25 protein-coding genes and 1 tRNA gene are annotated in these 24,857 nt (G+C 57.0%); 9 read left to right on the top strand and 17 right to left on the bottom strand.

Annotated elements, in window-relative coordinates; genetic code table 11:
- Positions 1-50: 50 nt before the first annotated feature.
- A complete protein-coding gene (locus F8B91_RS00825) occupies positions 51-1,289 on the bottom strand; it encodes a TCR/Tet family MFS transporter (protein ID WP_196501824.1) in 1,239 nt (412 codons plus the stop codon).
- A 126-nt stretch (positions 1,290-1,415) separates the two neighbouring features.
- On the opposite strand from F8B91_RS00825, the gene F8B91_RS00830 reads away from it, so the two are divergent.
- Genes F8B91_RS00830 through F8B91_RS00845 form a run of 4 tightly spaced genes read left to right on the top strand, consistent with a single transcriptional unit; the run spans position 1,416 to position 4,926 of the window.
- Complete coding sequence (locus tag F8B91_RS00830; protein WP_196501825.1) at positions 1,416-2,207, top strand: DeoR/GlpR family DNA-binding transcription regulator; 792 nt, start codon at positions 1,416-1,418, stop codon at positions 2,205-2,207.
- 27 nt (positions 2,208-2,234) lie between these two features.
- Complete coding sequence (locus tag F8B91_RS00835) at positions 2,235-3,401, top strand: MFS transporter (protein ID WP_196501826.1); 1,167 nt, start codon at positions 2,235-2,237, stop codon at positions 3,399-3,401.
- Between the two features lie 7 nt (positions 3,402-3,408).
- Entirely contained in the window at positions 3,409-4,149 is a 741-nt protein-coding gene (locus tag F8B91_RS00840; protein ID WP_196501827.1) for an SDR family NAD(P)-dependent oxidoreductase, read from the top strand.
- Between the two features lie 3 nt (positions 4,150-4,152).
- Positions 4,153-4,926 carry an SDR family NAD(P)-dependent oxidoreductase gene (locus tag F8B91_RS00845; RefSeq protein ID WP_196501828.1) on the top strand — a complete coding sequence of 258 codons (774 nt, stop codon included), beginning with the start codon at positions 4,153-4,155 and terminating at the stop codon, positions 4,924-4,926.
- Between the two features lie 7 nt (positions 4,927-4,933).
- Here F8B91_RS00845 and F8B91_RS00850 read toward each other — a convergent pair whose 3' ends face one another.
- The 6 genes from F8B91_RS00850 to F8B91_RS00875 all read right to left on the bottom strand — a co-directional run bounded on the left by F8B91_RS00850 (position 4,934) and on the right by F8B91_RS00875 (position 11,651).
- Positions 4,934-6,301 (bottom strand): hypothetical protein, encoded by a 1,368-nt coding sequence (locus F8B91_RS00850; RefSeq protein ID WP_196501829.1) that lies wholly within the window; start codon positions 6,299-6,301, stop codon positions 4,934-4,936.
- Between the two features lie 32 nt (positions 6,302-6,333).
- Positions 6,334-7,728, bottom strand: coding sequence for a hypothetical protein (locus tag F8B91_RS00855; protein WP_196501830.1), 1,395 nt, complete (start codon positions 7,726-7,728; stop codon positions 6,334-6,336).
- Positions 7,725-8,258: a hypothetical protein gene (locus tag F8B91_RS00860; RefSeq protein WP_196501831.1), complete on the bottom strand. Its 534-nt coding sequence runs from the start codon at positions 8,256-8,258 to the stop codon at positions 7,725-7,727. Before F8B91_RS00860 ends, F8B91_RS00855 begins: the two co-directional genes overlap by 4 nt.
- On the bottom strand, positions 8,255-9,643 hold the full coding sequence (locus tag F8B91_RS00865; RefSeq protein ID WP_196501832.1) for a hypothetical protein: 1,389 nt from the start codon (positions 9,641-9,643) through the stop codon (positions 8,255-8,257). Before F8B91_RS00865 ends, F8B91_RS00860 begins: the two co-directional genes overlap by 4 nt.
- An 84-nt stretch (positions 9,644-9,727) precedes the next feature.
- On the bottom strand, positions 9,728-11,176 hold the full coding sequence (locus F8B91_RS00870) for a DUF2125 domain-containing protein (RefSeq protein WP_196501833.1): 1,449 nt from the start codon (positions 11,174-11,176) through the stop codon (positions 9,728-9,730).
- A gap of 118 nt (positions 11,177-11,294) precedes the next feature.
- Positions 11,295-11,651: a hypothetical protein gene (locus tag F8B91_RS00875; RefSeq protein ID WP_196501834.1), complete on the bottom strand. Its 357-nt coding sequence runs from the start codon at positions 11,649-11,651 to the stop codon at positions 11,295-11,297.
- Positions 11,652-11,911: 260 nt separating this feature from the next.
- Here F8B91_RS00875 and F8B91_RS00880 point away from each other — a divergent pair, with 260 nt between their 5' ends.
- Complete coding sequence (locus tag F8B91_RS00880; protein WP_196501835.1) at positions 11,912-13,204, top strand: adenylosuccinate synthase; 1,293 nt, start codon at positions 11,912-11,914, stop codon at positions 13,202-13,204.
- On the opposite strand, the gene F8B91_RS00885 is transcribed toward F8B91_RS00880, so the two are convergent.
- Positions 13,201-14,598: an EAL domain-containing protein gene (locus tag F8B91_RS00885; protein ID WP_196501836.1), complete on the bottom strand. Its 1,398-nt coding sequence runs from the start codon at positions 14,596-14,598 to the stop codon at positions 13,201-13,203. The two genes, F8B91_RS00880 and F8B91_RS00885, sit on opposite strands and share 4 nt — an antisense overlap.
- Positions 14,599-14,762: 164 nt before the next feature.
- Here F8B91_RS00885 and F8B91_RS00890 point away from each other — a divergent pair, with 164 nt between their 5' ends.
- The gene (locus F8B91_RS00890) at positions 14,763-15,254 is read left to right on the top strand and encodes a CAP domain-containing protein (RefSeq protein WP_196501837.1); all 492 of its coding nucleotides are present in this window, start codon (positions 14,763-14,765) and stop codon (positions 15,252-15,254) included.
- Between the two features lie 53 nt (positions 15,255-15,307).
- Here F8B91_RS00890 and rpoH read toward each other — a convergent pair whose 3' ends face one another.
- From rpoH to F8B91_RS00910, 4 genes are all read right to left on the bottom strand, one after another.
- Positions 15,308-16,234, bottom strand: coding sequence for an RNA polymerase sigma factor RpoH (rpoH, locus tag F8B91_RS00895; protein ID WP_196501838.1), 927 nt, complete (start codon positions 16,232-16,234; stop codon positions 15,308-15,310).
- A 171-nt stretch (positions 16,235-16,405) separates the two neighbouring features.
- Positions 16,406-16,987, bottom strand: a complete 582-nt coding sequence (gene tmpB / locus F8B91_RS00900; protein WP_196501839.1) for a (R)-1-hydroxy-2-trimethylaminoethylphosphonate oxygenase — start codon at positions 16,985-16,987, stop codon at positions 16,406-16,408.
- Positions 16,984-18,138 carry a 2-trimethylaminoethylphosphonate dioxygenase gene (tmpA, locus tag F8B91_RS00905; protein ID WP_196501840.1) on the bottom strand — a complete coding sequence of 385 codons (1,155 nt, stop codon included), beginning with the start codon at positions 18,136-18,138 and terminating at the stop codon, positions 16,984-16,986. Before tmpA ends, tmpB begins: the two co-directional genes overlap by 4 nt.
- Positions 18,139-18,201: 63 nt before the next feature.
- Positions 18,202-19,170 carry an RluA family pseudouridine synthase gene (locus tag F8B91_RS00910; RefSeq protein ID WP_196501841.1) on the bottom strand — a complete coding sequence of 323 codons (969 nt, stop codon included), beginning with the start codon at positions 19,168-19,170 and terminating at the stop codon, positions 18,202-18,204.
- Here F8B91_RS00910 and F8B91_RS00915 point away from each other — a divergent pair, their 5' ends adjacent.
- The 3 genes from F8B91_RS00915 to F8B91_RS00925 all read left to right on the top strand — a co-directional run bounded on the left by F8B91_RS00915 (position 19,171) and on the right by F8B91_RS00925 (position 20,444).
- Entirely contained in the window at positions 19,171-19,311 is a 141-nt protein-coding gene (locus tag F8B91_RS00915) for a hypothetical protein (RefSeq protein ID WP_196501842.1), read from the top strand. It abuts the gene before it with no gap.
- A 43-nt stretch (positions 19,312-19,354) separates the two neighbouring features.
- Positions 19,355-19,429 (top strand) — tRNA-Glu (locus F8B91_RS00920).
- 127 nt (positions 19,430-19,556) lie between these two features.
- The gene (locus tag F8B91_RS00925) at positions 19,557-20,444 is read left to right on the top strand and encodes a hypothetical protein (RefSeq protein WP_196501843.1); all 888 of its coding nucleotides are present in this window, start codon (positions 19,557-19,559) and stop codon (positions 20,442-20,444) included.
- A 3-nt stretch (positions 20,445-20,447) separates the two neighbouring features.
- Here the strand turns inward: F8B91_RS00925 and F8B91_RS00930 are convergent, their stop codons facing one another.
- The 5 genes from F8B91_RS00930 to F8B91_RS00950 all read right to left on the bottom strand — a co-directional run bounded on the left by F8B91_RS00930 (position 20,448) and on the right by F8B91_RS00950 (position 23,383).
- Positions 20,448-20,915, bottom strand: a complete 468-nt coding sequence (locus tag F8B91_RS00930) for a hypothetical protein (RefSeq protein WP_196501844.1) — start codon at positions 20,913-20,915, stop codon at positions 20,448-20,450.
- Between the two features lie 139 nt (positions 20,916-21,054).
- On the bottom strand, positions 21,055-21,918 hold the full coding sequence (locus F8B91_RS00935; protein WP_196501845.1) for a hypothetical protein: 864 nt from the start codon (positions 21,916-21,918) through the stop codon (positions 21,055-21,057).
- Between the two features lie 96 nt (positions 21,919-22,014).
- On the bottom strand, positions 22,015-22,479 hold the full coding sequence (gene rnhA / locus F8B91_RS00940; RefSeq protein WP_196501846.1) for a ribonuclease HI: 465 nt from the start codon (positions 22,477-22,479) through the stop codon (positions 22,015-22,017).
- Entirely contained in the window at positions 22,479-22,970 is a 492-nt protein-coding gene (locus tag F8B91_RS00945; protein WP_196501847.1) for a hypothetical protein, read from the bottom strand. The genes rnhA and F8B91_RS00945 overlap by 1 nt, the downstream gene beginning before the upstream one ends.
- Positions 22,967-23,383 carry a hypothetical protein gene (locus F8B91_RS00950; RefSeq protein ID WP_196501848.1) on the bottom strand — a complete coding sequence of 139 codons (417 nt, stop codon included), beginning with the start codon at positions 23,381-23,383 and terminating at the stop codon, positions 22,967-22,969. Before F8B91_RS00950 ends, F8B91_RS00945 begins: the two co-directional genes overlap by 4 nt.
- Positions 23,384-24,857: the final 1,474 nt, after the last annotated feature.

Raw genomic sequence — 24,857 nt, forward strand, 5'->3', positions numbered from 1 at the left:
CCGCATCCGGAAACTAGAAGATCATGCTTAACAACCAGTAAGGGTAATTCTTACTTTTCAGCCATCAAAAGTGCGCGTGACGGTTTGGCCAGCGTGAGGGCCAGCAGAAGTGTACAAACTGTTAACGCCCCAGCGATCAGGAAGCCTGCACCGGCCGAAACGATGAACGGGTTCGGGCGAACGAAATAATCAAAGGCAACACCGTAGAAGACCGTGCCCATCATCATGGAAATATTCATGATGGAAGACAGGCCGCCCTGCAATTCGCCTTGCGCATCCTCCGGCACTTCCTTCGACATGATGGCGGTGACCATCGGATGCACGAAGCCTTCCGGCGCGTGGATGAAGAAACCCATGATCACAATCGTAAGGCAGGGTGCCAATGCAAAGATGATGCAACCGAGTGGTGCTGCAATCAGGCCGACAATGGCCATATTCCATTCGCCGAAGCGCTTGACCAGCGGGCCGGTGAGTACGCCCTGGGTGAAGGCCATGATGATGCCGAAAGCAGCCAGCGTGACGCCGATCAGGGTTGAGCTCCAGCCGAATTTCGCGGTGCCCCAGAACGGCCAGATCGCCGGATAGACCGAGGTGGCGAAGAAATAGAGCCCGAGAATTCCGCAGAGCGGCAGCACCTGGCGATATTGCGCGAAGATCTTCAAAGTGCCGAACGGATTGGCACGTTTCCATTCGAAAGCGCGGCGCTTTTCCGGCGGCAATGTTTCGGGAAGAATGAAATAGCCGAAGGCGAAATTCAAAAGCGAAATCGCGGCTGCAACATAGAAGGGCACGCGCGGGCCGAATGTGCCGAGCAGGCCACCGATCGCAGGGCCGATTACAAAGCCCAGCCCGAAGGCAGCACCCATCATGCCGAAGGCCTTGGCGCGGCCTTCTGGCGGGGTGACATCGGCGATGAAGGCATTGGCGATCACGTATGAAGCACCACACACACCAGCCAGCGTGCGGCCGATGAAAAGCCACGTGATATTGGGTGCCATGGCGGTGATCAGAAAATCGCAACCCAGGCCGAAGACCGCGAGCAGCAGCAACCGCCTGCGCCCATAGGCATCTGACAGGTTGCCCAGCGTTGGCCCCAAAAGAAATTGACCAGCCGAGAAGGCGAAGAACATGAAGCCGCCGATCAGCGAAGCCGTGCCGAGATCGACATGCGCCACCTGTTGGATAAGGGCGGGCTGCACCGGCATGACCAGGCCGAAGCCCACCATGTCGAGCAACACGGTGACGAAGATGAAAAGGGTGGCGTATTTGGAAGTGGGAGCAATCGTCATGCGCGGTCCTTAACAGCCGTCCATGCGCGCCGGAAGTGTCGGGACTGCAACACTCTTGAACTGCTGACAGGATTTGACTTTTGCAATATTGTGCAGTATTTAGCAGAATATTGCAGGATGTGTATCATGCAGACGAATTTGAGCGTTGCGGATTTTCCTGATGAAAGACGCAATAGAATACTAAAAAGATTAGAGAAAACTGGCCGCGTTACAGTGCGCCAGATTTCGCAGGATTATGCGGTTTCAGAAGACACGGTGCGGCGTGATCTGAAAGAGTTGGAATCGCTGGGCCTGTGCACCTGCGTTTATGGTGGTGCCCTTTTGAAGAGCCCTGTGCCTCCCGATGCCGGGCAAAGGCGAGGCCTTGATCTGAGCCGCAAGGATGCGCTTGGGCTCACACTGGCTTCGTTGGTTCAGCCGGGGCAGGTGGTGTTCATGGATGCCGGGTCAACCAACCTGGCTGCCGCGCGTCACTTGCCGGACCGTGAGGACATCACTGTCATCACCCATGACCCCGCGATCGCTGCGGCGCTGGTGGCTTTTCAGAACATCCGGCTGATCAGCATTGGCGGCCAAATCAACCGGCATGTGGGCGCACCCACCGATGCCGCCGCTATGCGGGCTATCCAGGATTTCCGCCCAGATTTATTGGTGCTGGGCACTTGCGCGCTCGATGCAGAGGGCGCGGTTTCGGCCTTTGTCTATGAAGATGCCGAAATCAAATCCATGCTGGTGCAAAATGCAAAATCGGTGGTCACCGGACTTCTGAATGAAAAGCTGGGCACGCGCGCGCCCTATGGCATTTGTGCGTTGGCTGATGTGGCGACGCTGGTGCTGGAGGCCGATGCGCCCGCTGATTTCACTGCTCAATTGAGGCCTGCGCGAGCCGCAATTCTGCACGCGAAAAACCATATCTGAACAAACTCAAACTGGTGTAACTGCCCCATGGCCAACATGACTGAAACGCTTCCCCTTCCCAAAATCAACGCGGCACGCTGGGCCGTTTTCATGCTGTTTCTCTGGCATGGCTTGCTCATCGGCGCCTGGGTACCGCTCATTCCGCTGGTGAAGGACCGTCTTGCAGTCGGCCCCGCGGTGTTCGGCGTGGCGCTGCTTTCAATCGCCGTGGGTTCAATTTTTTCGATGCCCTTTACCGGCGCGCTGATCAATCGGTTTGGCAGTGCCGGCATGACATTGGCCGGCGGCCTGCTGTTGGTCATCGGATTCCTGGGGCCGGTTTTTGCGCCCAACCTTGCCACCTTCATGGCGGGTGGTTTTGCCATGGGGCTTGGCCTGGGCTCGATGGATGTGTCGATGAACACGCATGGCATCGCGGTTGAAAAAGCATTGGGCAAACCCATCCTCTCAGTGCTGCATGCCGCGTGGAGCGTGGGCTGCACGGCAGGTGCCTTTGCCGGGTCATGGTTGCTGCAACACTACGGAGCTGTGATCGAAGCACTGATATTCGATGGGATATTCCTGGTCGGTGTGGTGACGGCTTGTTTCTATCTTTTGCCTTCAAGCGTGGACAAAGGCTTGTCTGAATCGCATTTCGGCTGGCCCACGCGGCACACGGTGGCTCTGGGTGCATTGTGCTTCATGGCGCTAATGGTGGAAGGCTCGGTCGCAGATTGGGCTGGCATTCACAACAAGGAACGCTTCGCGGTGGATGCTTCGATGGCCGCACTCGGCTTCGCCTTCTATCAGGGCGGCATGTCGATCTCGCGCTTTGCGGGCGACTGGCTGCGCCACAAATATGGCGCGGTGAATGTGATCGTGGTGAGTGCCGTGATCGCTGCCATCGGCATGTCCGGTGCATTGCTGGCGCCCGATCTTTACACTGCGATCATCGGCTATTGCATCGGCGGCCTTGGCATCGGCAATCTGGCCCCCGTGTTGTTTGCGGGTGGTGGCCGGCTTGAGCCTGATGCACCGGCACGCGGCATGGCCGCCGTGGTCAGCATGGGCTATTCTGGCTTTCTCGCCGGCCCGCCGCTGATTGGTTTTGTGGCGCAGGTTACATCATTGAGCGCGAGCCTTTGGCTGACTGTGCTGGGCGCCATCATCATTGCTGTATTCGCGCGCCGCGTTGCGCCCAAGGCAGATTATTGATGTGGCCATGAAGGGCCGGCGCGTTCTCATCACAGGTGCTGGCCGCGGTTTGGGTGCGGCCTTTGCCATCGTGCTGGCTGATCTTGGCGCTGAAGTCGTTCTCTCCGGCCGCGACACCGCAAAGCTTGCCACAGTGGCAGATGCGATTGCAGCGCACACCGGTACCCGGCCCGAATGCGTGGCGCTTGATCTTGCCAATCACAAAGCCATTTCCGCACTGACTGCGTCGTGGCGGCACGACAAGCGTCCGCTGGATATTCTCATCAATAATGCTTCGCTGTGGCTATCCGGGCCGTTCGATGGTGAGGATGAAGAGTTGCTGGCCCTCATCGGCGCCAATGTCTCTGGCACCATGTTGCTCACCAAGGGGCTTCTGCCGTTGATGCAGCAATCGGCGCATGGCGATCTCGTCAACATCATTTCGGTGAGCGGCATCGGTCAGGCAGCGCAACAGAATGCTTCCGTGGCCTTCATGGCCAGCAAGGCAGCGCAGGCCGGGTTTACCGATGCGTTGCGACAGGAATTGCGCGGCACGAATGTGCGGGTTACGGCGGTGTATCCGCCCAACCTGGAAGATATTTCGCCGCTCGATGCCGCGTGGAACACCCCCAAGGATAACTCGGCCTGGGTCAACAACCGGGATGTCGTTGACCAGACGCTTTTCGCGTTGCAAAGAGGCCGCCACGTTTCATTCCAATCCATCCTGCTTGAGGCCGCTACGGCCAATCTCCATTTTCACAAGGACTGACCCATGAAGTTGAAAGATAGAGTTGCCATCGTCACCGGCGCATCGCGCGGCATTGGCCTGGCGATTGCAGAAGAATTCGTGAAGCAAGGTGCCAAGGTTGTGATGGCCGACGTGCTTGACAAGGAAGGCGAGGCGGAAGCGAAGAAGCTGAACGCCACCTACCAACATTGCGATGTTTCGAAATCATCCGAGGTGAAGGCGCTGGTTGCGGCCACGCTGAAGCAGCATGGTGCAATCGACATCCTCGTCAACAATGCGGCGATTTCGATTGTCGGAGAATTCCTCGAGATCACCGAAGAACAATTCGACCAGGTGATTGGCATCAACTTGAAGGGTTCATTCTTGCTGAGCCAAGCGTGTGGCCGTGAGATGGTGAAGCAGGTGGCGGCGGGCCGCAAGGCGGGTGCCATCGTCAACATGTCGTCGGTCAATGATACGCTTGCGATCCCGGCGATTGCGCCTTACACGATGTCAAAAGGTGGCGTGCGCCAGCTCACCAAGGTTTCGGCACTCGCACTCGCGCCGCATGGTATCCGCGTCAATGCTATCGGCCCCGGCTCGATCATGACCGACATGCTGAAGGGCGTGGCCAATGACAAGGTGGCGATGAACCGCATTCTCTCGCGCACGCCGCTGGGCCGCCCGGGTGAAGCCTCGGAAATCGCCACCATCGCGTCCTTCCTTGCCTCGGAAGAGGCCAGCTATATTTCTGGCCAGGTGATCTATGCCGATGGCGCGCGCATGCCGCTGAATTATGTGGTGCCGGTGAAGGAATAACTCTCGCTTAGAAAATCACACCCACTGCGATGATGGCTGCCGGGATGACCAGCAGCCATTTTTGCAATTGCGTGTAAGGCGTATCAATCTTCAGCAGGCGCGCCGTGATGAGAGTGACAATCGCCAAACAGCACAGGGCGATGGCTGGATAGGCGTAGCGGAAGTGCGAGTTGATATTGAACAGCAGATATGTGGTGAGATAGAGCAGTGACGCAGTGGCCATTGCATTTGCGGCACGTTTGAATCTGTCATGCATATCAGACGTCATGATGAAGACCGCCAGATTCAGTGACAGCCAGAAATAGGGCATGTACCAGATCGCTGTGGGCGCTCCGTAATAAAGGCTCCTCAGTGCCTTGTAGGCCGGGGCATCAGGTATCACCTTGTCGCCTGAATAGCCGGGCAGATATTGCCAACTGCCCCAGGGCGCCCAAGGCTCTCCGATAAAATTCATGAAGTAGTTGAAGTTTGCGAGGCGATGTTCCGCATAAAGCAGGGGGCGTTGCGCGATGGCTCGGATCCAGGCGCCTGGCAAGGCGTCATTGTCCACTTGGGCTGTCACGAAAGAGCACTTGCCCCACGGCGCATAGGCATCCCACTGTTTTTCACTGTAACAGTTTTCCAGAATTTGACGGATTTCCAGATCGGTCCAATTTCCGGGTATCCGGTTGCTCCGAGAGCGATTTGAGATACCGGCCAAGTCATAAATCATCAGCTGGCGCGAGGAATGGTCATTCGAAGCGCGGATGATGCCGCGATTCAAGACGGGGGCAAAGCCAATTAGCAGCAGAGTGAGGCCGATGGCGACAATGGGCTGCCAAGAGATCAGACGATTCCACCGGCCGAGCGCCAGCATGATCAAAGGTGCCGTCAAGAACGGCGCGTTGTGGCGCAGGAAGGTGGCGTAGAAAAGCAGAACGCCGATCATCACGCCGCGCTTTCGAGATAAAGTGATGCTGCGGAATTGGGCGTCAAGGATCAGCGCACAAGCCAGCATGGCGGAACCTGCCACGCCCACATCCGTCAACACGATACCAAGTGCCGGAAATGAAAACGGTGCGAATCCTAGCGTCAGCAATACCAGCGTGGCCAGGCGTCTCTGTGGCCAGTGCTGCAAGACAAGATAGAAGGCGAGCCAATACATCGCAAGGTTGGTGATGTAGAGAACATTGGCGGTGCGCAGAAGCACGATCTGCAATTCCCAGAATAGCGCCATGATCGGCGGATGCAGGTCACCAAAGGAACCGTGCAGGGCGTTCAGATATTCCCACCAGACGTCCCGGTACACCTGGCCGGGGTAATAGATCGCGGCCTGCAAGACAAAACCGGCGAAACCGATGATCGATAGAATGTTAAGCGGGACGTATTCTCGCACCACGTCCAGGCTTTTCCTCAACGCTGCGCCGCTCAAAATATCACGCCTATTGTGATGAGGGTTGCCGGGATCGCCAGCAGTCCTTTTTGCAACCGCGTGTAGGGCGTGGCGGTCCCTTTAAGATGCGCAGCGATGAGGATCACAAAACCGCTGCAGCAAAGTACGATGGCCGGGAAGGCATAGCGAAAATCGCTGGCGACACCGAAAGGCAGAAAGCTCAGCAGATAAGTTAGCGATGCAATAGAAATGCAATTCACCACCTGCCTGGATTTATCGGTCATTGGCGTCGTCAGTATGAATTGGGCGAGCAGGAGTGAAAACCAAAAATAGGGCATGAAGAAAATGTAGCTGTGCATGCTCTTCAAAATGCCGGCGATGGCGCTGTATAGGGGCGCTGGATTGGGAGGCTTGTCGGTGACGTAACCCGGCACCTGTTGTTCATAATAGAGATAGCCCCATTGCGGACCGATGAACCGCATGAAGTTGTTAAAAGAGCCGAACCGGTGATAGGCATAGGCAAATGGATGAGAGACAATTGCGCTCAGCCAGACCTGGTTGAGGTTTGAAACATCGAGTTTTTCCCAAACGTAGGGACAAGCATTGAACCGGTAATTGTTCCAATCCTTCGTTTCGTAACAAGAATTCAGGATCTTGTTATTTTCGTCTTCAGTCCATGTTCCAGGCAGAAGATTGATCTGGGTGAAGTGAGAAATTCCACCGAGATCATAAATCTTGAGAGATCTGTCTACGTGAGAATTCTCCGCACCCAATATCTGGCGATTCATGAATGGCGTGATGCCAATGATGAATGCGCAGAGAGCAAGTGCTGCGAGCGGTTGCCATGAAAGCATCCTGTTCCATTTGCTGAAAGCCAGCAGGATGAAAGGGGCCGTCAGGAAGGCTGCGTTGTGGCGCACGAAGGTGGCGTAAAAAAGCAACAGCGCAATCATCAGGCCGCGCCGGAATGAAATGGTTTTGCCGTTGAAACGCGCATCCATAATCAATCCGCAAGCAATCATTGCGCACACCCCAAGGCCTATGTCTTTCCAGACATTGCCAAGAAACTGCGCTGTAAAGGGTGCGAACCCCAAAGCCAATTGAGCCAGCACGGTCCACCAGCGGGCAGGCCATTGCCGGAACAGGATGTGCAGCCCCAGCCAATAGGCCCCAATCTGCAAGGCGAAAAACAGGTTGGCTGTGCCGAACAGTATGACCTGCAGCCGCCAGAACAGCGTCATGATCGGCGGATGCCAATCGTCATAGTGGCCGGTCTGGGTTTCGTAAAACTGCTGGAATGAATCGAAATAGATGAAGCCAGGATAATAGAGCGCTGCCTGCAGCAGAACGCCAATCACCGCGGTCACTCTGAGGATTTCCTGCCAGTCACGCTCTGAAAGCCTCCTGGTGCCCGCGAAGGTGCCGATCATACCGTCGTGGCTTTCTGGCTGGGATGGGGGATGGAAAGGTAAACCAACCGTTTGGCCTCATAGCGCTCGAGCTTCACATGATCGAGGATGAGCGCGCAGGCCAGAAGCAACAAGGCGCAGATCATCAGCGTGGCAGCGAGAACTGCGGTTGGAAGGCGCGGCACCAAACCGATCTTCAGGAACTCTAATGCGACGGGTATGCCAAGCAAAAGTGCTATCAAGGCACAAAGGCCGGCGCAATATGAATAAAACTGCAGCGGTTTTTCAGTGATGACGGACCGCGCAATCATGAACAGGATGCGCCTGCCATCGCGCCAGGTAGAGAGCTTGCTTTGTGAATTTTCGAGCCGCGTTCCATAATGCGTTTCTATTTCGTCGCAAGGCATTCTGAGCCCGATTGCGTGAATCGCAAGCTCGATTTCGAAATTTCGGGCGATGGGGGGAATGATTTCGCGAAACGCCTGGAGAAAGCCCGGTAGCCGGAAAACACGCGCCGCATCCAGGGGTTTTCTGAATGCCGCGCCACTCAAAAAATTACGCCTATCATGATGATGGTTGCGGGGATCACCAGCAGCCCTTTTTGCAACCGCGTGTAGGGCGTGGCGGTCCCTTTAAGATGCGCAGCGATGAGGATCACAAAACCACTGCAGCAAAGTACGATGGCCGGGAAGGCATAGCGGAAATTGGCGGCCACACCAAAAGGTAGAAAGCTCAGCAAATAGGCGAGCGATGCGACAGAAATGCAGTTCACAACCTGCCTCGATTTATCCGTCATTGGCGTTGTCAGTATGACTTGGGCGAGCAGGAGAGAAAACCAAAAATAGGGCATGAAAAAAATGTAGCTGTGCATGCTTTTCAAAACGCCGGCGATGGCGCTGTATAGGGGTGCTGGAACGGGGGGCTTGTCGGTGACGTAACCCGGCACCTGTTTTTCATAGTAGAGATAGCCCCATTGCGGGCCGATGAACCGCATGAAGTTGTTAAATGAGCCCAGCCGGTGATAGGCATAGGCAACCGGATGAGAGACAATCGCGCTCAGCCAGACATGGTTCAGGTTTGAAACATCGAGCTTCGCCCAAACAAAAGGACAAAAATTGAACCGGTAAGTGTTCCAATCTCGCGTTGTGTAACAAGAGTTCAGGATCTTGTTGTTTTCGTCTTCAGTCCACGTTCCAGGCAGAAGGTTGATCTGGGTGAATTGAGAAATTCCACCGAGGTCATAGATTTTCAGAGCCTTATCCAGGTGGGAGTTTTCTGCCCCCATGATCTGCCTGTTCATAAATGGTGCGACGCCAATAAGGGCTGCGCAGAGAGCCAGTGCTGCGAGAGGCTGCCAAGAGAATATTCTGCTCCATTTGTTGAAGGCCAGCAGGATGAGCGGCGCCGTCAGGAAGGCTGAGTTGTGGCGCACGAATGTGCCGTAAAAAATCAACAGCGCGATTATCAATCCGCGCCGAAATGAAATGGCCTTGTCGTTGAAACGCGCATCCATAATCAATGCGCAAGCAATCATTGCGCACACCCCGAGGCCTATGTCTTTCCAGACATTGCCAAGAAACTGCGCTGTAAAGGGTGCGAACCCCAAAGCCAATTGAGCCAGCACGGTCCACCAGCGGGCAGGCCATTGCCGGAACAGGATGTGCAGCCCCAGCCAGTAAGCTGCAATCTGCAATGCAAAAAACAGATTGGCGGTGCCGAACACTATTTGCTGGAGGCGCCAGAACAGCGCCATGATGGGCGGATGCGCATCATCATAGTGGCCGGTCTGGGTTTCGTAGAACTGCTCAAATGAATCGAAATAGATGAAACCAGGATAATAGAGCGCTGCCTGAAGCAGAACGCCAATCACCGCGGTCACTCTGAGGATTTCCTGCCAGTCACGCTCATTTGGCGCGCTGAACGCTGCAAATTTCATTTCCATCCCCAATCGCTTGAGCGTGGTATTTGCACGCTCAAGCCGGAGAGATCAACTCCGGGATGCAGAACATCCGGTAAAAACTCAGTTTTTCAGCTTGCTCATGTCCATGCCGTTCACGGTGATCTTGCCGTCTGGGGTGGCTTCGACGTCCCAGCCCAGGCTGCCGTCATTTTCTGTTTTGGCAAGGCCCTTGGCGACGATGGCAACCGCACCCATTTCCTGCAGCCCGGCTTCGGCGGGGGCGGCCTGCGCGGCCTTCATCACATCATCAAGGCCCTTCATGGTGATATGCGCCTTGCCGGTGGGCTGGGCAGAGGGGCCGACCTGCATGGTGCCTTCAGCGGTGAGCGCATAGACATCGTTGCTGATGCTGGATTTGGTCAACGTCACGTCAACCGCACCCTTGGGCATCAGCAGTTGCGCATTCTTGTCTTCGGCTTCCTTCGAAACCGCCGGGTCCTTGGAGAAATCGGCTGAGTCGATTTCGGCCTTCAGGAATGATTCAAGATCATAGCCAGACATGGCCACGCCGAGGCTGACATTCTTGGAGACCAGCGATTGTGCCCAGGCGGGCACCAGGCCGGGCGGCAATTCGATGCCTTCGAAATTGATGCTCTCTTCCAGGCGGCCATCCTTCACTGCACCATTCGCCTTCACGCCGATGGTGGTTTTAGCCGCCTTGAAATGGCCCACGCTGGTTTCAGCCTCAATGCCGTTAATGGTGGCACTGCCTTCGCCACTGGTGAAGACGGGCAGCAAATTGCGCAGAACGGATTTCAAATCATCCTGGGCATTGGCCATGGCCTTGTCATCCGGGTGTGCGGCCACGAATTTGAAAAACTGCGCGATGGCAGTGGTCGTCGTGCCGTTCACGGCGCCCTCGGCATTGATGCTTGCCATTTTCACATTGAGATGGAAGGGCGCTGACCCGTCGCCGCCAGCCACATCCTGAGTGAATTCGCCGGGACCGAAGACTTCGGTGAATTTCACATCCACACCGCCAGCGGAATTGGCCGTGCCTGTGCCCTTGACGTCAACCGAGTCAAACTTGCCGCTGGCCTTGATGTCCATGCCTTTCTCGTCCTTGATGGTTTCATCAAAGGTGAGATTGGCGACCTTGGCGTCGAGCGTGGTGAAGGCGGCAAGGGATTCATCAAACTCGCCATTCAATGTGTAGCTCTCGGCCTTTTCGGTGATTTCAAACTGGCCTTTGAATTGGGCGCTGAAAGCGAGCGGGCCTTCATGGGAGACTTTCCATTTGCCCTCACCTGCGGGCGTCAACATGAAATCAATTGGCGAGATCACCACATCCTTGCTGTCGGGCGATTTGGCGAGGATGCCGGTCGCATCAATCACCACTTTGAAGCCATCACCTTCCGGGGTGATCGCCACGGCGTCGGCCGAGGCGCCAAGATAGGCACCCAGGCTGGCTTTCAGTTTTGCGGCGTCATCGGCTGTGGTTGCGCCGAAAGCCGGTCCGCACAATGCAACGGCCAAAAGTGTCGAAACGGCAAGATTGGTTTTGCGCATGATATGCCTCAATGTTGGTGATGATGGTTCGCTCCACTCTAACCAACAGGAGGCATGCTGAGAAGGTTAAAAAAGAGCCGGGTTTTACCCGGCTCTCGGTTGTGTGGTCACGCTGCCTTTATCTGCCCCTGCGGCGCCGTTGATGAACGACCTGGGTGCTGCTTTGTGGCGCCACGCCAGGAGGCACGTCGTCACCGGACTCATTTTCGGTTTCCTGCTCGTTTTCGTGCTCATTTTCGTTTTGGTCATGCTCGCTGTCATCATGCTGCGAGCCAGAATTGCTGCTGCCGGATCCAGAATTTCCACCATCTGAACCAGAGTTTCCACCGCCTGAACCAGAATTTCCACCACCTGATCCGCCGCCGGAATTGCCGTGATCCGCAAAAGCAGAGGTGGTGATGGTAGCAGCACCAAGGCCAATGGCAGCAAGGCGCTGCAACAGCAGGCGACGTGTGGGGGATGTTTCAACTTTCATTTAATCTCTCCTGATTTAAGTTTTTAGTTTCCCCAATCACGCGCGGCGCATTTCGTCAGCGGTTTGTCAACCTCAGAACAGAACACACGCGGGCTTGCCTTGCTTACGCGTTGGCTGGCGGCCTATTCCAACGCCCTGCAATTTCTCTCATGTCCACAGCCGATCTGCCGCACTTGCCTCACCCGGCAATTGCTGTAAGACCTTGGCACGGCCCCGGCAGTTTCTGCCTGGGGCCGTTCTCATGTGTGCAGGAATTTGAAATGGCAAACGTGGCAGTGGTCGGCGCCCAGTGGGGCGACGAGGGCAAGGGCAAGATTGTCGATTGGCTTTCTGAACGGGCCGATGTGGTGGTGCGCTTCCAGGGCGGGCACAATGCCGGCCACACACTGGTCATTGACGGCAAGGTTTATAAGCTCTCGCTGCTGCCTTCAGGCATCGTGCGGCCTGGCAAGCTTTCAGTGATCGGCAATGGCGTGGTGGTGGACCCGTGGCATCTGGCCAAGGAAATCGACAGCCTCAAATCGCAAGGCATCGTGATCAACAGGGACAATCTCCGCATTGCTGAAAATGCGAGTCTTATCCTGCCGTTACACCGTGAACTTGATATTTTGCGTGAGGAAGCGGCAGGCGCTGCCAAGATCGGCACAACGGGCCGCGGCATCGGCCCAGCTTACGAAGACAAGGTGGGGCGTCGTGCCATTCGCACCGGTGATTTGCTCGACTTGCAGAATCTGCGCGGCAAGATTGACCGCCTGTTGCTGCATCACAATGCGCTGCTGCGCGGCTTCGGCAAGCCGGAGCTTGATGGCCAAAAAGTCTATGATGAATTGATGCAGGTGCGCGACACTGTCGTCACTTATCTCGATCCCGTCTGGCATCTGCTGGATGAGATGAAGAAGGGGAGGAAGCGCATCCTGTTTGAAGGTGCGCAAGGCATCCTTCTCGACATTGATCACGGCACTTATCCCTACGTCACATCGTCCAACACCATTGCCGGTCAGGCCGCCAATGGCTCGGGCATGGGCCCGTCTGCCGTGTCTTATGTGCTGGGCATCGCCAAGGCCTATACGACGCGCGTGGGCTCAGGCCCGTTCCCGTCGGAACAGGCCAATGACATTGGTGAATGGATCGGCCAGCGCGGCAAGGAATTCGGCACGGTTACGGGGCGCAAGCGCCGCTGCGGCTGGTTTGATGCGGTGCTGGTGCGCCAGGCCATCAAGACGTCCGGCATTCAGGGCATCGCGCTGACGAAGCTCGATGTGCTGGACGGGCTGGAAGAGATCAAGGTTTGCGTGGCCTATATGCTGGACGGCAAGCGCATCGACATTTTCCCATCCTCGGAAGAAGCACAGGCACGCGTAGAGCCGATCTATCAAAGCTTCGAAGGCTGGAAGGATTCCTCCGCCGGCGCGCGTTCATGGACGCAGCTTCCGGCGCAGGCGGTGAAATATGTGCGATATCTCGAAGAGCTGATCGAATGCCCGGTGGCGCTGCTTTCAACCTCGCCGGAGCGCAATGACACGATCCTGATGAAGGACCCATTCGAGGATTAAGCGATGGCCTGCAGCGGTGAGGGCCGCTGTGAGGGATAAAGCTTTGAAAATTCGCGCAGCACCAGCGGGGCCAGGTCCTGTTCGGTCACTGGCGGGCTGAAATAGAAACCTTGCAGGTAATGCACGCCCAGGTCACGCAGGGATTTTGCCTGGGTTTCGCTCTCGATTCCCTCGGCGGTGATTTTCAGTCTCAAGCTGTTGGCCAGGCCGACGATGGATTGCGCCACGCCCTTGGCCGATGCCGTCAGGTCCATCGCAGCGATGAAAGCCTTGTCGAGCTTCAGCTTGGAGAACGGGAATTTCCACAGATAGCTCAGGCTGGAATAGCCGGTGCCGAAATCATCGAGCACAATCGAACACCCCAGATCGTAGATGGCCTTGAGCTGTTCCAGCACATTGTCGGAATTGACCAGCAAGGTGCTTTCGGTGATTTCGAGTTCAAGCCGGTTGGGCGCCATGCCGGATTTAACCAGCGCCTTTTTCACATCGGCCACCAAAGTGCCAGTGTGGAACTGGTCAGGCGAAATATTCACGGCCAAGGTCAAATGCGGCGGCCAGTGGGCGGCGGCGGAACAGGCTTCCTGCAGCGCCCAGGCACCGAAGATGGAAATCATGCCGGCACTTTCCGCCACTGGGATGAATTCGGCTGGAGACACCATGCCCAGATCGCGGCAATTCATTCGCATCAAGGCTTCAAAGCCGGCCAGCGCGCCGCTATTGGCGTCATAGACCGGCTGATAGCGGAGGCTCAGTTCATTCTTCTCAAGGCAACCCTGCAAGGCATAGAGCACTTCGTTGCGGCGCTTGAAGCTGCGGGCGATTTCCGGATTGAACATCACCCGGCCCATCGAGCCACGCAGCATGGCGGATTCCAATGCGAGTTCTGCGTTCTGAATCAGGTTTACGGTGGCGCGCCCGCTTTCGCTCAGGAGTGAAACGCCGGCGGCCAGCTCAATCGACAGGGGGCGGTCCAGCCATTCCACCGGCTGGCTCAGTTCGCGCAACACGTCGTCGGCCAGCTGCATGGCGTGATCGTGAGTGGAAACATGGGGGAAGAAGACTGCAAACTGGCTTTGATCCATGCGCGCGGAGACGCAGCCGGGAACAGCGGATTGGTTCAGGCGCGCGGCGAGCGCAGAGAGCACATAGTCGCCGGCATGGCGGCCCAGCGTGCCAGAAATTTTCGGCATGCCATGGACCATCACTTCAACCAGGGCACCGTCAAATAGGTGAGCATTGAAGGCGGCGACGCGCTGTTCCTCGATGACGGAATAGAACGAGACGCGGTTCAGCAGGCCGGTCAATGCATCATGCTTTGAAAGCCGGTCAATATCGGCTTCAAGCTTGACGATGCGGTCGCGCAGAACTTCAACAGACTCTTGCGTCAAGGCCACTAAATTAAAGTCTCCAAAAGCTCCGGATTCAGTTATTCTGGCGTCAAAGATGGGATCAGTCTCTTATGCCCAAGTTAATTTTGCGTCAGGTGGTATGCCAAGTCGCATTAACCTTATTGATTTCTTTCCTTGCCTCTAGCTGCCCGGCGCGTGCCGAAACTTACATGCAATTTGCCGGGCGGATGATGGCGAAGGGGCAATTCCGTGCAGACATCGAGAAGGCCTTGTTTTTGAAAGTGAATGCGTACCGCGCGGGGAAAGGGCTCAAGGTTCTTGAACCTGACGCCACGCTGCAATTTGCAGCGCGCGCCCATGCCGGGGATATGTCCGTACACGGATTTATTGGCCATGTGGCCTCAACCGGCCAGGATTTTGACAGCCGGATGCGCGCCTTCAAGGGTGGCGGACTGCTCATTTTGCCTGCGATGGGGGAGAATGCGGCCGCCTTCAAGGCGCCGGATGGAGCTGATCCAGACAGCGTGGCGGAGGGTCTTTTCCAGTCCTGGCTGCACAGCAATCCGCACCGGCTGGCGATGGCGTCACGCGATTATCTGCGTGGTGCGGTAGGGGTTTCAGTAGCTGGCGGCAAAGCCTATGCCGACCAGATTTTCGTTGGCGCACAAGTGCAGACCAATATTTTCGGAGCGTCGCCGTGACAAAAAAACGGGCGCAGAATTTGCGCCCGTTGGGATTTCTGTTTTGACCGGATTTACATCGCCGGCTGCGGCAATGCTCTGGCCTTGCCTGCGAGGGCAGGGGCCACTTTGGTGGCTGCGGCTTTCACAGCCTTTTGCAGCTTTTCAAAGGCTTTCACCTCGATCTGGCGGATGCGTTCGCGGCTCACGTTGAATTCCTGCGACAGGTCTTCGAGCGTGGCTGGTTCGTCCTGCAGCTTGCGGGCTTCGATGACACGGCGTTCGCGGTCGCTGAGCTTGGTCAAGGCTTCGGTCAGCATCGAATTGCGCTGGCCGGCCTCTTCATTTTCAGCAACCATCTGTTCGGGCGTGTCGGCATCATCGACCAGCCAATCCTGCCATTCGACATCACCTTCGGCATCCGAACGCAGAGGCGCATTCAACGAAGCGTCGCCTTGCAAGCGGCGGTTCATCGAGACAACGTCCTTCTCGTCCACGCCCAAATTCTTGGCGATGTATTTCACGTGTTCAGGGCGCAGATCGCCTTCTTCCAGAGCCTGAATCTTGCTCTTCATCTTGCGCAGATTGAAGAACAGCTTCTTCTGGCTGGAGGTGGTGCCAATCTTTACCAGTGACCACGAGCGCAGCACGAACTCTTGAATCTGCGCCTTGATCCACCACATGGCGTAGGTGGCAAGGCGGAAGCCCTTGTCCGGCTCGAAGCGCTTCACGGCATGCATCAGGCCAATGTTGCCTTCGGAAATAACGTCACCGATCGGCAGGCCATAGCCGCGGTAACCCATGGCAATCTTGGCCACGAGGCGGAGATGGCTGGTGATCATGCGTTCGGCGGCCTTGGGATCTTCGTGTTCTTTCCAGGCTTTGCCGAGCATGTATTCTTCTTCAGGCGTCAGCATCGGGAATTTCCGGATGTCCTGGAGATAGCGGTTCAGGCTGCCCTCGCCGCCTGATAAAATTGGCATATTCAATGACTTGGCCATTGTTTGATCCTTCTGGGCTCTTTCAGCCCCTAACCCTAGAGACGGGATATAGGTGCAATGTGGCGAATTTAAAGAGCCGTAACCATAATGGTCACAGTTTAATGTTGGCTCCTGTCGCGCGTCCCTCTGCGATAAGTCAGGTGAGGTCGCTCAAGTTCCAGCGGGACAAGCCTAAATTGCCTTGTGCTGCCTGACGACGCGTTCGAGAAGGGGCACATAGTCTTCAAATTGCTTGGTTTTCATCCCCGCAACCTTGCCTGCCTCATCCCACACCCGCACCCGCACGGCTTCAGAGTGGAAGGGGTTCTGGCGGAACTCAGCGACTTCGGCGTCTGACATAGGGCCGCCTTGGAGCTCCAGCGTATGCTTGGAAGCGGTTGAAAGCTTTGCATAATAGCTGGGATCGGTGGCGCAGAGGAAGCGCTTGGCCGACACATGCAGCCGCACGCATTCCACCAGCACGGGCGGGAAGAAGGGGGCCAGCACTTCCGCCCCTGCCTCGTCGTGATGCTTATCTTCAGTGTCTTCCGGCGAGTAGGAGCCGAATTCCGAGGTGTAGTGGCCCACGTCATGGAGCAGGGCTGCGGCGACCAGAACATCCGGAGCGCCTTCGGCTTCGGCGAAATGCGCGCCTTGCAGCATGTGTTCGGCCATGGTGACCGGCTCGCCCAGGTAATCTTCCGCTCCGCGGCGTTCGAAAATGCTGGCGAGGAAGGGCACGATGGTGGTGGCGTCGAGTTTTTCCGGTTTCATTCGGCGGCCTTCGGGCTTTGGGTTTCAACAAGGGAGGCGAGGGTGGAGAGAAGGCCATCCTTGTCGGCGTAGCAGCCTTGCAGCCAGCGCGAGCCATGGCCGGAGAAGGCGGTGCGTGCATGCAGGATGCGGGTATTGTCGACAATGAAGGCTTCGCCCGGCGCCAGCTTGAAGCTGACTTCGAAACGCTTGTCCTCGATCAGCTCGGCCAGGCGGCGGTAGGCTTCGTACCAGCTGGCCATCGCTTCAAACGGAACATCTTCAGTCGGTGCGGCGGAGCGGTTGTTGAAGCGGATGGCGAGGAGTTCACCGTCAGGCCCCAGCTCGATCATCGGGCGCTTGGCGCGCAGGCGCACGCCATTGCTGCCGGCATATTCATAGCGGGCAGGAAAGCCGCTGAGCAGTTCGACAGCTTTGGGGTTTTCTGCTTGCAACGCGGCCACCACGGCAAAGGCATCAACCACAGTGGACTCGCCGCCATCCACGGTGTTTTCCAGGCAGCTCAAAATCTGCAGCGTGGGCACCGGGTCACGATACGGGTTGTCGGTATGGGCCTGCAGGCCGAGATTGGTATAGGCGAGGTTGCTGGGATTGACCTCGGCCTTCACTTCGAACCAGCGGCCATAATTGGTCTCGCGCACATAGCCGAAGGTTTTGACGATGTCGCACAGCGCGCCTGACGTAGTGGGCACACCTTCCACCACGGCGAAACCATAACGCTCGACTGCACCCAGCCAGTGGGCCAGCGTGTCGCGGTTCTGCTGCATGTCGCTGAGCCGCGCGCGTGGCACATTCGCTTGCATGTCCGCACCCGTCCAGCGGGTAATGGCCGGGCTGGTCCAGGCGATGGCATCAGACGGCTTGCGATCATAGCGATGGTTGTGCAGCCAATCGGCAGGGAAGGTGACCGACTTGTTCTCGGGCGTGAAAGTTACGCGCAATGTGCCGCCCACAATTTCTGCCGCGCTGATTTTCGTGGCGGCAGGAATATCGAGAATGGTGACCAGTCTTTGGCCATTGCCGGCACTGCGCGTCTTGTCATCCAGCGCATTGTCGCGCAGCCACATGGCGTGGAAACGCGCTTGCGCGCCATCGGCCCAATGCAGTTCCAGTTCCGAACCCGCCGCATTCACCCGGGCTTTGCTGAGCATGTTGCCTCTCCGAATTTTTCCGGCATCAAAGCCAGAATTCGTGACCGGTGCAAGACGGCAGGATTACGCAGCTTTGAGTGCCAGCAAAAGCGCGGCCATTACTGGCGGCAGGGGTGCTTCGAAGCGCAGATGTTTCCCGGTGCGCGGATGATCAAAGCCCAGCACGGTGGCATGCAAAGCCTGACCGCGCAGATGGCTCAGGGCATCCTGTGCGGGCTTCGGCAATTTGGATTTCGATGCGGCGAAGCCGCTGCCATAGGTGCCATCGCCCAACAGTGGATGGCCGAGATGCGCCATATGCACCCTGATCTGGTGGGTGCGCCCGGTTTCCAGATGGCAGCGGATCAAACTGGCCGCCGCGAAAGCCTGCACCACGTCGTAATGCGTGATGGCTTCCTTGGCGCTTTCGGAATTCGACACGGCCATCTTCTGCCGGTTGGCCGAGGAGCGGGCGAGACCAGTGCTCACCGTGCCAGACTTGCGGTCGAGCTTGCCCCAGACGAGGGCCAGATATTCGCGCTCCATCCTTCCGTCGCGGCCATGGGCAGCGAATTGCTCGGACAGAGACGCATGCGCCTTGTCATTCTTGGCCACGACGAGAAGGCCCGACGTTTCCTTGTCGATGCGGTGCACGATGCCGGGGCGCTTTACGCCGCCGATGCCGGAGAGTGAATCGCCGCAATGCGCGATCAAGGCATTGACCAGCGTGCCGGTCTCATTGCCCGCCCCCGGATGCACCACAAGGCCTGCCGGCTTGTTGATGACGATCAGGTCCTTGTCTTCAAAGATGACATCGAGCGAAATATTCTCGGCCTGCGGTTCGGCGGGTGCGGCTTCCGGCACCTCGACGACCACTTCCTGGCCGGGCTTCAGTTTCAGGCTCATGTCGTCCGCCGTCTCGCCCTCGACAGAGACACAGCCATCCGCAATAAGCTTCTGGAAGCGCGCGCGGCTGATCTCAGCAAATTGCGACGCCAGGAACTTGTCGAGGCGGGAAGCTTCCGTTGCAGTGGCTGTGAGGATGTTGGACATATGAGCGAAGAGAAGAAACCTGAAATGACGAAGGGCCAGCGGCGCTTGCTATGGCTGGTCTATATCATGGGCGGGGTTCTGGTAACGCTGTTTGTTTTCATCCTCGGAACGATCCTCTGGATGCTCACCCATCACGCCTGAGGGGCTTGCGGCGCCCGGGGCTGCGCTGTAAGCGTAGCCCAACGCTCCCTTCGTCTATCGGTTAGGACGGCAGCCTCTCACGTTGCAAAGACGGGTTCGACTCCCGTAGGGAGCGCCATAGTTTTCGTAGCTTCATTTGTCCGTTGAGAAACAGTAGGTTATCTATAAGGCGCAATTTCGCTTTACCCAACTATTTTACCCAACCGGGTTACCCAAGTCTCCAAAAGAAACACGGTCCCGCATAAGTGACAAACATCGATAAGGGAAGTTCATACCGACCCACTTTTGCTCAGCGCGAAGGTATCGAAGAAATACCACCCGAGCTCGCGCCAAAATCAATCTCGATAGGTGCCGCAAATCTTCTTTGGCATGTGGTCAATCAGTCGATTGAAGCCAGCACAAAACGTGGAACGATGGATACGTACATAGCCGCGCCTTGGTGGACCATTCTTCGTGACTGGATGGTAAGGCAGGGCGGGCGGTCCGACAAAATATCAATCAGCGGCGCTACGGTGAAAGCGCATGTCGCCCCACTTTTCATGGGGGGCGCAGCATATCATCACCCATTGGGCTTTATCGATTTCGTTCTACAGCATGCGCTGTGTCCAGCCAACTTCGCTGCGCAAGTCCAGAGCGCACTTATCGAAGGACGAATGGGTTACCGTGTGGCGGCAGACAAACAGCTCTATCCGATCTTCTCCGAAGCAGAAGCTGCCACTGTTACTCAAGCGTTGGATGATTTGGCCTCAACACCGTATGCAGGCGCAAACACACATCTCGTAAGTTCAGCCCAGAACCTGTTTGCCGGTGATTATGCGGGGAGCATACGTGAGAGTATCCACGCTATAGAGTCCGTTGCCAGCATTTTGGCGGGAAAATCTAAGAGTGGGCTCGGCGCGGCATTGAATATTTTGGAAGCCAAAGGCGTTATACATGGTGCGTTGAAGGAAGGGTTTAGGGCACTCTACTGGTGGACCAGTGACGAAAAGGGCGTTCGGCACTCGCTCTTGGAGGACGGTGATGCGAATGTTGACGTTACTGACGCAGCTTTCATGCTGGGCGCGAGTGCGGCCTTCGTCAGCTATTTAATCAACAAAGGCAGGAATGCCGGACTGCTTCCAGCGACGTCATAGCAACTAGTTCGCATTCTGCTCTCTCATGCTTGCGCAACTAATAAGTAGGCCCTCACAGCGGTGAAGTGCCTCTTTCGCAGCCGCACTTATGGCCGGGCTCTCATCATAGGCCAAACTGTACATGCGCAAAGTATGGGCGCAGAGAAACAGGGCTTGCAGTGTGGTGTCACTCTTGCCCCGTGTCTTTTCTTGTATCGCAACGTAATGGGCAATTTCGACGCCAGCGTTCTCCAATGCCTTCTTCTTTGCCGCTCTGTTAGGCGCATTGAGAGCAGCATCCTTGTGTTGCTGCATCAGCTGCACGCCTTTTGTGATGAACCATTCGCCCACTTGGTTCGAATAGGCGGCATCGGCCATCACCATTTCGCGGAATGCATTTGAGTAAGCCATAGCCTCGTCTATCTGCGAAATCTCAGATTTCGTTTTTGTGGAAACCGCATTGGAAACTGCCGTCAGAAGCTTTGAGAACATTCGAGTACCTTAGATTGGTGTGTGAAAGCTGGCAATCGGTCAACGGTTGGAGTGTTCAGGGTGTGCAATGCACAGGCGTAGATCGCTTTCCTATGCAGATGCACACCCCGAGGTTTGCATACCTTGTTAGCCTTCTGGCTTAGAAGTCGGAGTTGACCTCCCGTTCAAACTCCTCTGCCATTCTGGAGTAAAGCCGGGTCGAGTAGTAGTGAATTGCCAAGAGAAACACATCTGGCATCTCAGCAGGCTTCTTCCCAAAGACCCGCCCGAGTTTCTTTCCCCATGCTTTGCCCTGCTTATCCCTCCAGTCATCACCCTTGGCAGGCATCACTTTGCCCTCCTTCACATCGCGCCATGTCAGGCTCTTGGGGTCGGTGTCGGGGTAATCGTTCCCGAACTCCTTCAGACGTTCTCTCATGTTTGCCACTGTCCGTTCGGATACCCCTGCCGCCGCCGCAATCTTAGCTTTCGATAGTGCGGCATCCTCCAGAGTCACCAGCTTCCAAGCCCTTTCAGTCTTGTCATCCTTCGACATCGCTAGCTTGTTGCGGCTGTTGAACGCGACTGCCGCTGCCATCGCCTCGGGGAGGGCTCCGACGAACACCTCGACCGCCGTTCCTTCGCGCAGAACTGTTGGCGGCTCAGAGGCTTTCAGCTTTCCCGCTTCAAAGTCCCTCGCCAAGTCTGCAATCGCCATTGCCCGATGGTGGCCGTCAATGATGTAGAAGCGTTGACCGCTCCACCACAACACGAGCGGCGGGAACTTGTCGCCTCGCAACAGGGCCTCATAGAGTTCGTCGCGATGTTCGATGCTTTCATCCTCTGTCCCCTCAAACGTGCGGGGCTGAAAGACGGAAGTGGCGAAGTGGTACTCGCCTCGTTTCATCATCGTGGGTGCTTCGGGCTGTGGGCGACCCTCGTTACGCTCGGTTAGCAGGCGGGCATAACCTTGGGCAAACGTCGGGGTTTCAACTTGCGCTGAGGGCGCAGTGGTAGCTGTCATGTAAACATCTCCGTGATGTGGTGGGGTTGATGGGAGGGCGAACGCACGGTGGGTGCCGTGCGCTGCATTGGTGTTAAATCTAGGTTGAGGGTGTGGTTAGGGGTGGGACGAAAGGCGGGCGCTCTGCCGCTCAGCCTCTTGACGAGCGAGGCGGTCCACCTCTTGATTGACCACGTCGTCGCCGTGGCCCTTGACCCATAACCACTGGACCACGCGGCCCTCGGTCAAAGCCAAGAGTTCCTGCCAGAGGGCCAGGTTCTTGACGGGCTTCTTATCGGCAGTCCGCCAGCCATTCTTGCGCCATCCGAAGACCCAACGCGTCATGCCGTCCACAACGTATTTGGCGTCCAGCACGAAGGTTATGGGTGCATCAGTTTTCATCGACTTCAGAGCAGCTATAGGTCCCGCAAGCTCCATCTGATTGTTGGTGGTGTGAGAAGCGCCACCGACGAGAACGCGCTCATCCGCGCCCCGCCGCATGATCACGGCATAGCCACCGGGGCCGGGATTATTGAGGCATGAGCCGTCTGCGTAGACGATGACGTGTTCAAGGGACGCCATTACACACCTCCCGCGATGAACATTGCCGCCCGCCGTTTCCTTGGGGACATCACCCGAGGTCTGGGGCCGTGTTTGAAAAGCTCCAGCCACGCCTTGCGGTAAGCGAGGTCGGCATAGCTTTCCTCGCCCCGTAGGTAGTTCGGTGTTCTGACTTCGGTAGTGGCGCTGCGCTTTGCGATGAGCCGCCGCACCAAGTACCAAACCGAGTCTTCAATCTCCGGCCTTTCGCCGCGCGACATGACCTGTTCCCAAGTCAGACCGGGCTTAGGCCCTTCGTTAAGAATGAAGGTAACAGGGACGTGAACGGGCAGGGTCAACAGCGTGTCGAGAACCCCGAAGGCCAGCATCTCAGCAGCAGTGCCCCTCCTGCGTCCACCGACTAGCTCACACCGAGTGTCGCCGTGCTTGAGGATCACAGCATAGCCGCACTGACCGTAGCTCGGGTTGTAATAGCAAGCGGACGCCGCATAGGCGATAACCGTGCCCTTCATGCGCCTTCTCCGAACAACGCAGTAATCGCGGCCTGTTTGCGATCCGCCGCCCCTCGCAACCGCTCTTGCTCCTGCTGGCAGAGTCGCATTCCGAGCGGCCCGAAGGCAGTCATCAGCATCTGCCCGAGTTGGAATGATGCTTCAGGCTTGAGGTCGCCCAGGACTTGACGCCGCTCCCCTTCGCTTTTGCTGTAGGTGTTGAACTGTGAAGACCCGAGGCTGCGGAAGCGCCGCGCGACAGAGATGAAATAGTTGCGGTCGTTGATGAAGCGGCGTGGGTTGTCCTCTCTCAGGTAGGCCACGGCGAGGAGAGAATAGATCACCTTATCCGCAGCGGCCTCTGACAGAACTTGGATTGCGGCCTTGGCGGCGAGGTGCTGGCTATACGGCGCACCGACGGGAGCTTCGGTCACCTTATCGCGTGCCTCTTGCCTTAGACCTGCTAGCAGTTGCCGGAGACTGGACATGGCGGCTTCGGGGTTCGGGTGCCGCGATAGCAGCCTCTCAACATGGCAGGCAGCGCGGGCTATTTCTCCTCTCGTAAGCGGCAACGCAGCTTCGTGGCCGTGACGGCGGAGTAGTTTCTGGTGTCTGGAGCAGAGTCGGGCGTAGCCCGCTGTGGTGTGTCTAGTGCAGCCGGGGGCGGCACATTGTTTGGGCATGTGTTGGATCATCCTTATGAGTTTTGGTGCTTCGGGGTTGGGAGGTCGCGTCCGCTAGGCAAGCTGGTGACGGTGTCCTGTTATAGATGGTGGGTATGACAGGCAGCGTCCCCGGCGGCGCATCGAGCCTACAGGTGGCAGGGGTAGCCACACAGGCAAAAGAGTCAGTGCTGCTGACCTAACTGTGCTGGTTGTGTAATGGGGGAGTGGTATCGCCGCTAACGGGGGCGGCATTGGCTATAGGGGGTAGTATCGCTGTTATAGGGCGGCGCTATCGCTCTGGCCCTATCTCAACGCCATCTTGGCGCTCGGGGCTTCACCCAAGGGAGCGCACTCCAAGGGCTTGCCGTTGCCTTTGGGGCAGGTGGACGGGGGCCGAGATACAATTCCCCCGCCCGTGTTTAACCTAGGCCGGGACCGCCGCTAGCAGCCCGTGTAGAGCCTGCAGGTTGATCTTGGCCCAGTACCTCACGTCCGCACGGTCGCCTGCCGCAATCGCCACGGTGTTAACCGCCAGTGCTGCCACGGCGTCCGCCACCGCATCGCGCTCCCGCTTTGATAGTCTCGTCTGCTTCGTCATTCGTGCTGTCTCCCTCTGGTTTGCACAGGCGCAGAGATAGGCTCTTGCTATCTTCCTAGTCAAGGACTATATTGCTACCAATGGGTAGCGAACTTGGGCCACTGGCCGGGCACCGCGTCTCATTTCTCCGCCTGATCCTTTCGGCGCTGCGTTCACTGTTATTTCAGAACAGGAGCAACGGGACGCGATGAAGGGACTCAGCAGCCACCGCGCGGGGAAGACGAACAAACCACCGATAGCCACTGGTCAAGTTGGTGGCCGTACTTCGAACGGGAACCTACCTTCTCACTGTCGGAAGCAACAAGGATGTAAGACGAATGGATGGAGCAAACCGAAAATCACTAAGGGCGGTGCTGACATTGGCCGCTTCGCTCCTATCCGTTTGGGCAGCCGTCGCACCAGAACCGAGATGGATGTTCGTGCTTCTTCCAATGCTGCTAGTGTTTGCAATTGCGATATGGTCCTATGTGCAGCGCAGTTGGCAAGTGCGCCTCTTTGGGAGGACGGGCATGTTCAGTTGGTTGATGGGAAGAAAGACGGAAGCTGCTTGGGTGAGAGCCGAGGCTGAGAGACTGCTGACCGCCTATGGCACGGAGGGCGCATGGCAGGAGGCCCGAGTGCTGGCACTCACCGAGACTTCAATGC

The organism is Aestuariivirga litoralis, from assembly GCF_015714715.1.
Classification (GTDB): Bacteria; Pseudomonadota; Alphaproteobacteria; order Rhizobiales; family Aestuariivirgaceae; genus Aestuariivirga; species Aestuariivirga litoralis_A.